This window comes from Streptomyces sp. NPDC127595 (assembly GCF_042671685.1).
Classification (GTDB): Bacteria; Actinomycetota; Actinomycetes; order Streptomycetales; family Streptomycetaceae; genus Streptomyces.
Genome location: NZ_JBHXWK010000002.1, coordinates 353,817 through 366,953 on the forward strand (window position 1 = coordinate 353,817; position 13,137 = coordinate 366,953).

Below are 13,137 nucleotides of genomic sequence, written 5' to 3' on the forward strand. Positions count from 1 at the left end.
TGAACAGAGGCCCCTGCCGCCGCGGTTGACGCGGCGCAGGGGCCTCTTGCTCATGGCGGGGTCAGCGTCGCCCGTACGGGCATTTGGCCGCTCGGGAACTGGCCGCCCAGGGAGAAGGTGTTGACCGTGGAGCGGTGTGCGGTCACACCCGGCGTGGCGAGGATCCGGTCGATGCGGTCGCCGTCCGGTGTCAGCGGCTGGTAGCCGTGGAAGGTGGCGTACAGCTTGCTGCGTTCGGCCGCCGTGTCCCAGGTGTCGACGAGTCCGGCGGCCGGCATCGTGTCGTAGACGGGGTTCTTGTGGGCCCCGACGTTGAAGTCGCCGGTCACGGTCAGCGGCACGGAACGGCCGAGTCCCGCGATGCGTTGGCTGATCAGCGCGGCGGCACGCGCGCGTGCGTTCTGGCTCGCGTTGTCCAGGTGGGTGTTGAGGAAGTGGAGCTCCCGCCCGCCGTTGCCGAGATCGCGGAAGCGGACCCCGGTGACCATGCGGATGGAGCCACCGCCCCAGGTGTTCGAGCCGATCAGGGCAGGGGTGTCCGAGAGCCGGAAGTGGTCGTATTCGACCGGGGCCAGCCGGCGGGTGTTGTAGAAGACCGCCATGAACTCGTCCCGGCTGCCGCCCGCGCGGCCGGTGCCGATCCAGTCGTAGTGCGGTCCGAGATCGGCCTCGATGTCGAGGACCTGCTGGTAGAGGCACTCCTGGGTGCCGATGACCTGGGGCTGTTCCTGGAGCAGCAGAGCCCGCGTCACGGGACGGCGGGCGGCTCAGTTGTTGGGTTCCGTGGTGCTCGCGTAGCGCAGGTTGAACGTCATGGCCTCCAGGCGGAGGGCGGCTCTCCCGGCGGCGGAGGCGGACGTCGTGCTCAGCAGGGGTAACGCGACCGCGGCGGCCACTGCGGTCTTGAGTCCCGTGGGACGGGTGAGTCTTCTGGCGTTCGGCACGCGTGCTCCTTCGATCGCTGGTCTCGCGCAGGATGATGAAGGGTGCGAACCGCAGTGTGCTGGAGGCAGCTGAGAGGGGAGTGAACGCGGCGGGTTCGGGGAGTGACCCGGTGCCCAAGAGGGTGTTGACCGGCGGGAAGGTCCCCGGATAACTTCGTTCTACGGATTGTTGATTCCGTACTGCGGAAAACATGGAGGGTGTGGAATGGGTCAGGGTCAGCAGGAGAAGGTGGCGACCAGCCTCACGGGCGCCGTCAGCGAGGAGATCAGCGCCTCCCTCGCCACGGTCGACGCCGAGCTGGAGCGCCACTACCCCGGCGATCCCGGCACCCGGCAGCCCGTCCACACCGTGTACGTACCCGGTGACGAGTTCACCGCCGACACGGTCCGCAGCTGGGGCGACCGCGCCCTCGCGGCCCTCGACGAGCACGCCCCGGACGCCGCCTCCCTCGCCGCCGTCCTCGGCCTCGGCGACGAGCTCGCGAAGCCCGTGTACGACCGTGTACGGGCCAAACTGGAGCGCGAACCGATCGAGGACCTGCGCATCGACTTCGAGGACGGCTACGGCCCGCGCCCGGACGCCGAGGAGGACGAAGCGGCGGCCCGCGCGGCCCGGCTGATCGCCGAGGCGTACGAGAACGGCACGGCGGCCCCCTACATGGGCATCCGCATGAAGTGCCTGGAAGCCCCGGTCCGCGCCCGCGGCATCCGCACCCTCGACATCTTCCTCACCGGCCTGATGGAGGCCGGTGGTCTGCCAGACGGGCTCGTCCTGACCCTGCCGAAGGTGACGTACGCCGAGCAGGTCACCGCGATGGTCCGGCTCCTGGAGGAGTTCGAGAAGGCGCGCGGTCTGGAGGCCGGGCGGATCGGCTTCGAGATCCAGATCGAGACCAGCCAGTCGATCCTCGCCGCCGACGGCACCGCGACCGTCGCCCGCATGATCCGGGCCGCCGAGGGCCGCGCCACCGGCCTGCACTACGGCACCTTCGACTACAGCGCCTGCCTCGGCGTCAGCGCCGCCTACCAGGCGAGCGACCACCCCGCCGCCGACCACGCCAAGGCGATCATGCAGGTCGCCGCCGCGGGCACCGGCGTGCGTGTCTGCGACGGCTCCACCAACGTCCTGCCCGTCGGTCCGACGGAGCAGGTCCACGACGCCTGGCGGCTGCACTACGGCCTCACCCGACGCGCCCTCGCCCGCGCCTACTACCAGGGCTGGGACATGCACCCCGGCCACATCCCGACCCGCTACGCGGCCGTCTTCGCCTTCTACCGCGAGGGTTTCGAGCAGGCCGCCGCCCGCCTCTCCCGCTACGCCAACCAGGCCGGCGGCGACGTCATGGACGAACCCGCCACCGCCAAGGCTCTCAGCGGCTATCTGCTGCGCGGGCTGGACTGCGGCGCCCTGGACATCGCCGAGGTGGCGCGGGTGACGGGGCTGACGCGGGCGGAGCTGGAGGGGTTCGCGGTGCCGAGGCGGGCGGACTTGACCATCTCGGCCAAGTAGAGGGCTCCGTAGGGGCGCGGGGACTGCGCGACCAGTCTGCGGGCGGCCCGCAGCCTCACGAGGGCCTTTGACGCCGGTTTGCGCGGCGACCACATCACAGAGGGCCTACTCCCGGCACCAGCCGTCACTCCTGCCCCGTAGGGTGGACGCCATCCACTGGCGTGACCAAGGAACGGGGCAGCGGTGTCTTCGGGGGAGAACCAACAGGCGGACGGAACCGGCCGGTTGCTGGCCGGGCGCTATCGCGTGCTGGCCCAACTCGGCCGAGGCGGTATGGGCGTCGTCTGGCGGGCCCGGGACGAGATCCTGGGCCGCGAGGTCGCCGTCAAGGAACTGCGCACCTACACGGACGCCGTCGCCCCCGAACTGGCCGACCTGGGCAGGCGGATGCAGCGCGAGGCCCGCGCGGCGGCCCGGGTGCGCCACCCCGGAGTCGTGGCCGTCTACGACGTGGTGGCGGTCGACGGACGCCCCCTCATCGTCATGGAACTGGTGGACGGCCCCTCACTGGACGACGTCCTGGGGGAGCGCGGCACCCTGACTCCCCGCGAGGCGGCCTCGATCGGCGCCAAGGTCATGGACGCGCTCGCCGCGGCCCACCGCGCAGGCGTCCTGCACCGCGACGTGAAGCCGGGCAACATCCTCCTGGACCGCTCGGGCCGTGTCGTCCTCACCGACTTCGGCATCGCCACGATGGAGGACGCCGGTGACGGCTCGACCACCCAGCTGACCCGCAGTGGTGAACTGGTCGGCTCCCTCGACTACTTGGCGCCCGAGCGTGCCCAGGGCGACGACCCGGGCCCGGCGTCGGACATCTGGGCACTGGGCGCCACGTTGTACGCGGCCGTGGAGGGGTCGTCCCCCTTCCGCCGTACGTCGACATGGTCCACGCTCACCGCGATAGTGGCCGAGCCGCTGCCGGAACCCCGGCGGGCCGGGCCACTGGGACCCGTACTGCGGCAGCTCATGCACAAGCAGCCGGAGCAACGCCCGGACGCGGACCGGGCGCGCGAGCTGCTGGAGGCGGTCGCGCGAGCCCCTGAGACGGACTCCCGGACGACTGGGCTGCGGATACCGGAGCCAAGGCCGTACGAGGAGACGGCGCTGAGTATCCCCTCCGTACCGCCAGGTTTCGGACCGCCGGAGCCCGTCGTCCCCGCGGCGGCCCCGGTGGCCGTCGGCACTTCTCCCGCACCCCGCCGCCGAGGCCGCGCCCTCCTCGCCGCGGCGGCCGTCACCGTCGTCCTCGCGGCGGCCGGCGTGAGCGTCGCACTGCTGAACAGCCCGGGCGACACCGGCAGCGCGGCCCGGCAGGTGCCGCCCCGGGCCGACGGCGCGGCGCCCTCCGGCGGAGCCAGCCGCGGCGAGGTGGACCTGTCGGACGACTCCGGACCGACCGAACTGGGCGACAAGAACTCCAAGCCCCCGGCACAGAAGCCCAGTCACCCGGGCGAGAGTGCTCCGAAACCCTCAAAGGTCCCTGTCAACGGCGTTGGCACCGGCGGGACTTCGGGTGGAACCGCGGGCGGCTCCACCGACGGCGGTGCGACCGGGGGCGGTTCCAGCAGCTCTCCCACCCCCGACCCCCCTCCCGAGCCGGTCTGCGACCCCATCGGCGGCGGCAGGTACAACTGCCAGGTCTGGCGCACCGCCACGTCCTACACCGCCTCCGGCGCCGCGGCCGGCACCCTCAACGCGGGCACCAACTACTTCTACTGCCAGCAGAACCTGGGCCGCCGGGAGACCTACGGCGAGTGGACCAACGTCTGGTGGGCCAGGACCGACGACGACAGCGGCAACGTCAATGTCTTCGTCAGCGATGTCTACATCCAGGGCGGCGACAACGACGCGCCGCTTCCGGGACTCCCGGTCTGCTGAGACCGCACTTACTTTTCCAGCCCTTCAGGCCCTTCAGGCCCTTCCAGGCCGGAGGGCATCGCAAGTCCTTCCTCGGCGAACAGCCGGGTGCCCTGCGCGCAGAGCGCTCTGTCGAAGCGCGCCCTCGTGCAGAACTCCTCGGGCGTGGCCCCGAACAGCTCACGCAGGCGCGGTGATTCGCCGAGGAGAGAGGTCAGCAGCGGACGCTCGCCCGGGTGCCCGCGCGGCGCACCCGAGCCGTCGTGAAGGACGCCACGGCGGTTGACGTAGACGTGGGCGCCGGGGAGGAGTTCGCCGGACTCCAGCTCGATCCGGAAGTCGTCCGAGGAGAGCCGGGCACGGTCGTACGCACCGGTCGGCGCCGTCACTCCCTCGCTGGCGTCGATGACCGCGAGCTGTGCCTCGTCGAGCCAGGTGACGAACAACTCGCTCACCGTTCCCGGTGCTTGGAACGGTGACGCGGACACGTAGCCCATCAGGCTCACATGGGCCGAGACGCCGACACCCAGGCCGGTGACCCGCGCCTTCACCATCGGGATACGGGAGGACACCTCGTACTCCGCCATCTTGTGCCGGAGTTGGGCGGGGCAGGCGTTGGAGCCGACGGCGATGACGGGGACGCGGTCCTTGTGCACCAGCCGCTCCAGGGGCAACAGGCGGTCCCCGTCCAGGAGTACGGACTCCTGAGGCCACTTGCCCGGATAGCTCAGCGGATGGTCACGTGGCGCCTCGGCGAGGCCCAGCGCTTCGAGCGTACGAGGATCCGGGCGGCCCATGGCTCAGACCGAGGGCGGCAGTTCCCCCGAGCCGCGGGTGATCAGCCGGGTCGGGAGCTGGATGCGTTCCGGAGTGATGAGGCTGCCGTCGAGCTGGCGGAAGAGGCGTTCGGCCGCGGTGCGGCCGAGGGCTGCGGCGTCCTGGGCGACGACGGTGACGCCGGGCTGGAGGAGGTCGGCGAGTTCGATGTCGTCGAAGCCGACGAGGGCGACCGGACGCCCGCGCTCGGCGATGACCCGGACCACCGTGACGGTCACACGGTTGTTGCCGGCGAAGACCGCGGTGACGGGGGAGTCGCCGGAGAGCATGTCCTCGGCCGCCTTGCGCACCCGCTGCGGGTCGGTGACGCCCAGGGACATCCACGCGTCCTCGACCTCTATACCCGCGTCCTCCATCGCGGCGCGGTAGCCGCGCAGTCGCTCGGCGGCCGTGTGGATGCGGGGCATGTCGCCGATGAAACCGATCCGGCGGTGGCCGTGGGCGATGAGATGGGCGACGCCGTCGCGGGCCCCGCCGAAGCTGTCGGACAGCACGACGTCGGCATCGATCCGCCCCGCCGGGCGGTCCACGAACACCGTGGCGACGCCCGCCTTTATCTCGGGCTCCAGATAACGGTGGTCGTCACCGGCCGGAATCACCACGAGCCCGTCCACCCGGCGCGCGCACAGCGCGAGGACCAACTCCTGCTCGCGGTCGGGGTCCTCGGCGCTGGAGCCGTTGATCAGGAGCGCGCCATGGGCACGGGCGACCTCTTCGACCGCCCGGCTCAGCGGTCCGTAGAACGGGTCCGCGAGATCCTCCAGGACGAGGCCGATGCTCGCGGTGCTGCCCTTGCGCAGCACCCGCGCGCTGTCGTTGCGGCGGAAGCCCAGCGCGTCGATGGCCTCCTGGACGCGGCGCTCGGTGTCCGGGGTGACCCCCGGTTCGCCGTTGACCACACGCGAGACCGTCTTGAGACCGACCCCCGCGCGCGCGGCGACATCCTTCATGGTGGGACGGTTGCCATAGCGGTTCTCGGATCGGCGGGCGGTCTCTGCCACGATGCGCTGTCCTGTCCTGTCGTCCACGGGGATGCGTCGCTCCATAAAGAATGATCCATGAGAATGGACTAGGGGGATGCGTCGGTCCATGGGGTTGTATGAGGATGTGGCGTCGAGCATAGAGCCTGGACAACGTTGTCAGATGCGGGAGACACTGTCCACCGCATTCTCCGGCCTGCGCCTTCCCCCAGAGGCGCGTCGTTCCGCCCTGTTTCCGGCCGGGGGCACGGGCCCGCAGCGCGGCGGGTCCGATTCGAGACCGCCTTGGGAGATCTGACACTGATGCACACCGACCTCGTGGCCGCGCTCGACATCGGCGGCACCAAGATCGCCGGAGCGCTGGTGGACGGCCACGGCCGGATTCTCCTCCGCGCGCAGCGTGCGACGCCTGCGCAGGAGGACGGCGACACTGTGATGGGGGCCGTGGAGGAAGTGATCCGCGAGCTGACCCTCTCCCCGCTGTGGAGCAGGGCGGGCGCCGTCGGTATCGGCAGCGCGGGACCCGTGGATGCCTCGGAGGGCACGGTGAGCCCGGTGAACGTGCCGGGCTGGCGCGGGTATCCACTGGTCGAGCGGGTCCGCAGGGCCACGGCCGGCCTGCCCGTCGAGCTGATCGGCGACGGCGTGGCCATCACGGCGGCCGAGCACTGGCAGGGCGCGGCACGCGGCCACGACAACGCGCTCTGCATGGTGGTGTCCACGGGGGTCGGCGGCGGCCTGGTCCTGGGCGGCAAGCTGCACCCGGGGCCCACCGGCAACGCGGGTCACATCGGCCACATCAGTGTGGACCTCGACGGCGACCTCTGTCCCTGCGGATCCCGCGGCTGTGTCGAGCGCATCGCGAGCGGCCCGAACATCGCGCGCCGTGCGCTGGAGGGCGGCTGGCAGCCCGGTCCGGACGGCGACACCTCGGCGGCCGCGGTTGCCGCCGCCGCCCGTGCGGGTGACCCGGTCGCCACCGCCTCCTTCGAGCGTGCGGCGCAGGCCCTCGCGGCGGGCATCGCGGCGACCGCGACCCTCGTCGAGATCGACATCGCCGTCATCGGCGGCGGCGTCGGCAAGGCCGGGGACGTCCTGTTCACGCCGCTGCGCAAGGCGCTGGCCGACTACGCGACGCTGTCCTTCGTCCAGCGCCTGACCGTGGCGCCCGCGCTGATGGGCACGGACGCCGGGCTGGTCGGCGCGGCGGCGGCCGCGCTCACCCGCAGGGCGAACACGACCGCCGCAGGTGTGAGCGGCTGACCCGGTGGCGGCCGGGCGGCGCGTCAGCAGGTGAGCTGTGCGTCCGCCCGTCGCCGTGGTCCGAGTTGCTTCCGGGCTTCAGCAGGTCAGCTGTGCGTCCGCCCAGTCGCCGTGGTCCGAGGTGCTCCCGTCACCGCCGTCGGTGACGACGAGACGCACCGTCTGGGCGCCGCTCACGTCGGCCGAGATCGCCTGCGCGGCCTGGGCGTTGGTGAGTACGTCCGAGGAGGCCACCTTCGTACCGTCCGCCCAGATCTCGAAGGCGACGGAACCGTCGTTCCCTTCCTCGTCGTCGACACCCACCTGCGCGCTGACGGTCTCGCACGCTTTGCCGGTGTAGTACTCGACGGTGCTGTCGGCGTGCACGCCGAGCCCCTTGGTGTACACGACACCGTTGACGGTCATCGGATTGCCGTCGCCCGCTTCGTTCTCACCGTTGCTGGTGTTGCGCTCAACAGGGCCCCAGCCATTGGTCGTCGACAGCCACGGCAGGTCCCCGAGGAAGGAGACTCCCGAGGGCGGTGCCACGACGACGGATGCTGTCAGTGGCAGCACCCTCTCGGCGCGCACCCCTGTGGGCGAGCGGTAGGTCACCTTGAGCGTCAGGTCGTACGAGCCCGCGGGCGTGCCCTTGGGGGCGGTGACCTTCCACGACGTACTCAGCGACCGGCCCGTCGGCAGCGTGTGCGCGCCCGCCGGTGAGGTCGCCTTGACCGTCCAGCCCGCCGGCCCGTTCAGTTTCACGGAGACCTGCTCGGCGGCCGTACGGCCAAGGTCGGTCACCGTCGACTTCAGCGTGACGGGCTTGCCCGCCTCGACCAACAGGCTGCCGTCCAGGCCGAGTTCGACGGCGGGCGGGTTCTTGGCCCACTTGGCGTCGGTGGAGACGCGTACGAGCACGGTGCCGTGCGCGGGAACGGTCGCCGAGATGGTGCCGGCGGTGTTGTAGCTCTTGTGCTGCCACAGATCGCGCACGGTGTAGGCGCCGGCGGCGGGCAGTCCGACGGCCCGCGCGGTGGTGGCGACCCTTTGCGCGCTGCCGGTCTCGTTGAACAGCGCCACCGTCCGGCTGCCGTCCTTCATCTCCTTGGCGACGACCCAGCGCCCGCCCTCGGAGGAGAGCACCGTGCCCTGCCTGCCGAGCGGGTCCTGGTCGACGGTGATGACCTCCTTGTTGCCGAGGATCTCGAAGGTCGCGTCGGACGCGTCGCGCAGGTCGGAGCCGATGAGCAGAGGCGCGGCCATGATCGACCACAGGGAGAAGTGCGAGCGGTACTCGGTGTAGGTCATGCCGCCGTTGCCGACCTCCAGCATGTCCGGGTCGTTCCACCGCCCGGGACCGGCGTACTGGGCGAGGGGCAGGTTCTGCTTGAGGATCGACAGCATCGAGCCCCAATTGTCACTGATGTCACCGGTCGTACGCCACAGGTGTCCGACCTCGGACGCCCATTCCCAGGGCTTGTTCTCGCCCCACTCGCAGAGGCTGTAGACGATGGGGCGGCCCGTTGTCCGCGTGGCGGCCAGCAGGGCGTCGCGCATGGTCGTATAGCGCAGGCGGGCATCCACGCCCTGGTTGTTGCAGTTGTCGTACTTGAGGTAGTCGACACCCCAGTCCGCGAACTGCTGGGCGTCGCTGTACTCGTGGCCGAGCGCACCCGGGAAGCCCGCCTCGTTGCAGGTCTTCGTACCGGCGCTGGTGTAGATGCCGAGCTTCAGTCCCTTGGAGTGGACGTAGTCGGCAACTGCCTTGAGTCCATTGGGGAATCGGACGGGATCGGGTACCAGCTTGCCGTCCGCGTCGCGGGACTGCAGGGCCCAGCAGTCGTCCAGATTGACGTACTGGTATCCGGCGTCCTTGAGACCCTTCTCGACGAAGATGTCGGCGATCCCCTTGACCATGTCCTCGTTGAACTCGGCGCGGCAGTGCGTGGAGTTCCAGTTGTTGAAACCCATGGGCGGGGTGAGGGCCAGGCCGTCGTCCACGGTCGGGGAGACATCCTCGGCGGGGGCGGCTGCGGGGGCGGCCAAGGCCGGCGCGGCGAGGCCGATCGTACACAACAGTCCTGCGGCGAGTGCCCCGACCGCTCTTCGGCGGGCTGTACGGGTGTGAAGGTGACGCATCGTTACGTTCCTCCGAGCACGCGAAAGGTGGGATGACGTCATGCCTGTGTCATCGCTGTGCGTTTACGGTAGGACGTGTCGGACACTGTTGGAAGGGTTGCGTCATGACGGACGCAATGCGAGAGCAGATGTTCGATATGTCGTCAGAACGCTTGACGCTGCCCCTTAATGGGAGTGGGATCCAAGTCCCGTGTTCGGTTGTGTTGATTGCGGCATGGCGTAGGCAGGCAGGTCGCGGCTGACGTGGAAGTGCCTCGTCCTGCACTCAGGCATGCCAGAACATCGGATGTTCCGGTGAAGTCACTTGCGTGGCGCGGGCGTTGGGGTCGGCATGGTCACGCTTGGCGACCTGCTTTCGGCGTCCGGCGATGGACCTGACGGAAACACGAACGAAGCCGGCGTGGGGACCAACGCCTCGGACGTGGTCCCCAACGCTCCGGGCTCCTCGTAGGGCAGGCGGCGCTCTACTCGCAGCCGACGCCGTCCCCGTCGCGGTCGAGATGGCGGCCGTAGCCGGGTTCGCCCACGTGCACGGGAGCGGCTCCGGCGGCGCGGGCGGCGGCGCAGTTCTGGTAGTAGACGTCGTCGCTTCCGCCGCCGCTGTCGTCGCCGGTGTCGCTGCCGGCGGCGGGTTGCGCGGTGACAGTCGTTCTCACGGTCGTCGTCGCCCGGACCGTCACGGTGGCGGCGGGCTTCGGTGTCGCTGTCTCCGTCGCGGTCGCGGTCGCGGTGGCGGTGGCGGTGGCGGTGACCGTGGCCGTCGGCTGGGCAGCGGCCGCCGCAGGTTCCTTGTCGTCTCCGCCGCCGGTGGCTATGCCGATGCCTATGCCGATGAGGAACGCCACGGCGAGCGCGGGCAGGAGGAACCGTTCGCGGGCCGAGACCGGAGCGGTGCGGACGGGTGCGGCTGATGGTGGTGTGTACGGGTTGGTCATCTTGTCCCCCCCAGGGATGTTTCGAGGGGGATGACGGTAGTGCTGCGGATGTGCCGGATGGTGCGAAGTCGCGTTGCGTGACCCACCCGTTACTGATGCCAGGGCTTCGCAGTTGAACCGGGCATGAAGAAGCGAAGCATGCTTGCCATTGCCTCCCTGGCCGCCGGATTCGTCGTCGCGGCGGTCACGCCCTCCCACGCCGACACGGACGTACTCGACAACCTGGACGTCAACGACACGCTCAGCAATCTCGACCACACCGTCAGCAGTGACAGCCTGGCCCTGGACAAGGGTGCACTGGGCCAGAACGGCTGAGAGGTTCGATCCGCGGCGCCGGTGTCCCTGGGCGGGGGCGCCGGCGCCTTGCTTTCGGCTCCCTCCGGCTCCCTCATCAGGGGCTGGTTTCCGTGGCAGGGTGGAGCGGGCAAGCCTCAGGGGGCCAACAGAAGAGGGGGAACCGTGATCATCTGGATCAACGGTGCGTTCGGTGCGGGGAAGACCACCACCGCACGGGAACTGATCGAGCTGATCCCGAACAGCACGCTCTTCGACCCCGAGGTCATCGGTGGCACGCTTCCGCAGTTGCTGCCGCCCAAGCGCCTCGCCGAGGTCGGCGACTTCCAGGACCTGCCGATCTGGCGACGCCTCGTGGTCGACACCGCGGCGGCGATGCTCGGCGAGCTCGGAGGTGTCCTGCTGGTCCCGATGACCCTGCTGCGTCAGGAGTACCGCGATGAGATCTTCGGTGGCCTCGCCGCGCGCCGGATCCCCGTACGGCATGTGCTCCTCGCCCCGGCGGAAACGATCCTGCGCAAGCGAATAGCGGGGCGTGAGGTGTCGCCGGAGCTGCCCGACGGTGAGATACGGGTGCGCCAGTGGTCCTACGATCACATCGAGCCGTATCGCGCCGCACTCAGCTCCTGGCTCCTCGCCGACGCCCACCCCGTGGACACCGGCGCGCTCACCCCGTACGAGGCCGCTCTGCGCATCGCCGAGGCCGTGCACGCCGGTGACGTGTCCGTGTGCGAGATCGTGCAGACCCCCGAACCCACCGCGGAGACCGTCGCCGCGGGGGTGCTCCTCTTCGACGAGCAGGACCGTGTGCTGCTCGTCGACCCGACGTACAAGGCGGGCTGGGAGTTCCCCGGCGGCGTCGTCGAGCCCGGCGAGGCTCCCGCGCGAGCGGGCATACGCGAGGTCGCCGAGGAGACCGGCCTGCAGCTCGAGGACGTACCCGGCCTGCTCGTCATCGACTGGGAGCCGCCCGCGCCGCCCGGCTTCGGCGGCCTGCGCCTCCTCTTCGACGGCGGCCGCCTCGACACCGCCGCCGCCGGACGCCTGCTCCTCCCCGGCCCCGAACTGCGCGACTGGCGCTTCGTGAGCGAGCAGGAGGCGGCCGGTCTGCTGCCACCCGTGCGCTACGAGCGGCTGCGATGGGCGCTGCGGGCGCGGGAGCGGGGGGCGGCGTTGTACTTGGAGGCGGGGGTTCCGGTCGGTTGACGTTGTCGCCATGAGGTGAGGTCACGGGCGCCAGGAGTTGCCGAGCCGGAGCAGCTTCTCCGCCGGATACGGGGTCTGCCGGGTCTCCTGACGGAGCCTGCGGATGAAGTCCGTCATCACGGCGGCGAGGGGTGCGTGCCGGGTGATGATCGCGGCGGCGGTCTGCGGGATTCCCTCGGGCCGCCTCCCCTCGGCGCACTCGTGCAGCATCTCCTCCCGTTCGTCCCTCCCGTACCCGTACAGGGCGGTGATCAGCCAGTTCACCAGGTACGACTGCGTGTACGAGCGGTCGTAGTTCGCATGCCGGGCGAAGAAGCCGGCCTCCTCCTCCGACAGTTGGAAGCGTGAGGAGAGTGAGAGGCCGTAGTCCGTGAAGTACAGCCGGCGGCCGTCGGTGAGGATGTTCTCGAAGTGCGCGTCGAAGTGCAGGAGTCCGCGCGCGTTCATGAACGACACCCCGGCTTCCAGTCCCTCCTCGACCAGGGAGTACGCCGCCGGGTCGCCGGGTTCCTCCTGGAGCCGCTTGCCCAGCCAGCGGTGGAGGTTGTGCGGGATGTACTCCATGAACAGAGTGAGACTCGCCGTGGCGTCGCGGAGAGCCTCGATGCGCCGGCGTACCGGCTCCGCGCCTGCCCAGTAGGCGACGGCCCTTTCCACGTCGGCCAGTTCGTCGGGAAGCGGCTGCGCCGAATCGGGCAGCGCCCGCCAGTGATACATCAGCGGGAAGCCTCCGAACCGCCCGCCCAGCACCCAGTTCGTCGTCATCGTGTGCGCGGAGAGTTCCCGCCAGGCCCCGAATCCCGGCCCTCCGCCGACGCCGTACTGGCAGAAGGACGGCACGCCGAAGAGATTGGCCGTGGACTCGGTGTGCTCCGGCAGCCGCTCCAGATCGGTGAGCGGCACCCGTTTGACGAAGACAGGCGTTCCGGCGACGTCCAGCAGCGCGGATCTCCCGCCGATGCCGGTGCCCAGGGGCTGGGCGGTCGCCACCAGATCGCCGAGTTCGCGATCGCCGTACCGGGCCAGGGAGGTGGATACCTCACTGTGGATGCCGAGGCGCACTGCGTGTGTCAGGTCGGAGGTCTCCACCGCGCCAAGATTGCCATCCCTGGTCGTGGTCTCGCCGAATTCCGCGGTGCGGCCTCTGCACAGAGCAGGTCCTGCGCTGTGGGCGGGCCGCCTCAGCGGCC

Annotated in this window: 10 protein-coding genes and 1 pseudogene; 5 read left to right on the forward strand and 6 right to left on the reverse strand. The window is 70.4% G+C overall.

Annotation, left to right across the window (positions count from 1 at the left end):
• Positions 1-50 precede the first annotated feature (50 nt).
• Positions 51-944: pseudogene (locus ACFVKT_RS08105) on the reverse strand (endonuclease/exonuclease/phosphatase family protein).
• Positions 945-1,149: 205 nt separating this feature from the next.
• Between ACFVKT_RS08105 and ACFVKT_RS08110 the strand changes: the two are divergent.
• Both ACFVKT_RS08110 and ACFVKT_RS08115 read left to right on the forward strand, forming a co-directional pair.
• Positions 1,150-2,454 carry a DUF6986 family protein gene (locus ACFVKT_RS08110; protein ID WP_385728814.1) on the forward strand — a complete coding sequence of 435 codons (1,305 nt, stop codon included), beginning with the start codon at positions 1,150-1,152 and terminating at the stop codon, positions 2,452-2,454.
• Positions 2,455-2,637: 183 nt separating this feature from the next.
• Positions 2,638-4,332, forward strand: coding sequence for a serine/threonine-protein kinase (locus tag ACFVKT_RS08115; RefSeq protein ID WP_385728816.1), 1,695 nt, complete (start codon positions 2,638-2,640; stop codon positions 4,330-4,332).
• An 8-nt stretch (positions 4,333-4,340) separates the two neighbouring features.
• Here the strand turns inward: ACFVKT_RS08115 and ACFVKT_RS08120 are convergent, their stop codons facing one another.
• Positions 4,341-5,108 (reverse strand): hypothetical protein, encoded by a 768-nt coding sequence (locus ACFVKT_RS08120; protein ID WP_385728818.1) that lies wholly within the window; start codon positions 5,106-5,108, stop codon positions 4,341-4,343.
• 3 nt (positions 5,109-5,111) lie between these two features.
• Positions 5,112-6,194 carry a LacI family DNA-binding transcriptional regulator gene (locus ACFVKT_RS08125; RefSeq protein WP_385728820.1) on the reverse strand — a complete coding sequence of 361 codons (1,083 nt, stop codon included), beginning with the start codon at positions 6,192-6,194 and terminating at the stop codon, positions 5,112-5,114.
• A gap of 237 nt (positions 6,195-6,431) precedes the next feature.
• Here ACFVKT_RS08125 and ACFVKT_RS08130 point away from each other — a divergent pair, with 237 nt between their 5' ends.
• On the forward strand, positions 6,432-7,391 hold the full coding sequence (locus tag ACFVKT_RS08130) for an ROK family protein (protein WP_385728822.1): 960 nt from the start codon (positions 6,432-6,434) through the stop codon (positions 7,389-7,391).
• A gap of 78 nt (positions 7,392-7,469) precedes the next feature.
• Here ACFVKT_RS08130 and ACFVKT_RS08135 read toward each other — a convergent pair whose 3' ends face one another.
• Both ACFVKT_RS08135 and ACFVKT_RS08140 read right to left on the reverse strand, forming a co-directional pair.
• Positions 7,470-9,512, reverse strand: coding sequence for an NPCBM/NEW2 domain-containing protein (locus ACFVKT_RS08135; RefSeq protein WP_385728824.1), 2,043 nt, complete (start codon positions 9,510-9,512; stop codon positions 7,470-7,472).
• Between the two features lie 464 nt (positions 9,513-9,976).
• The gene (locus ACFVKT_RS08140; RefSeq protein ID WP_385728826.1) at positions 9,977-10,447 is read right to left on the reverse strand and encodes an excalibur calcium-binding domain-containing protein; all 471 of its coding nucleotides are present in this window, start codon (positions 10,445-10,447) and stop codon (positions 9,977-9,979) included.
• A 123-nt stretch (positions 10,448-10,570) separates the two neighbouring features.
• On the opposite strand from ACFVKT_RS08140, the gene ACFVKT_RS08145 reads away from it, so the two are divergent.
• Together ACFVKT_RS08145 and ACFVKT_RS08150 are read left to right on the forward strand one after the other, a co-directional pair.
• Entirely contained in the window at positions 10,571-10,762 is a 192-nt protein-coding gene (locus ACFVKT_RS08145) for a hypothetical protein (RefSeq protein ID WP_385728828.1), read from the forward strand.
• Between the two features lie 144 nt (positions 10,763-10,906).
• Complete coding sequence (locus ACFVKT_RS08150; protein ID WP_385728829.1) at positions 10,907-11,947, forward strand: NUDIX domain-containing protein; 1,041 nt, start codon at positions 10,907-10,909, stop codon at positions 11,945-11,947.
• Positions 11,948-11,968: 21 nt separating this feature from the next.
• Here ACFVKT_RS08150 and ACFVKT_RS08155 read toward each other — a convergent pair whose 3' ends face one another.
• On the reverse strand, positions 11,969-13,036 hold the full coding sequence (locus ACFVKT_RS08155) for a protein kinase family protein (RefSeq protein ID WP_385728831.1): 1,068 nt from the start codon (positions 13,034-13,036) through the stop codon (positions 11,969-11,971).
• Positions 13,037-13,137: the final 101 nt, after the last annotated feature.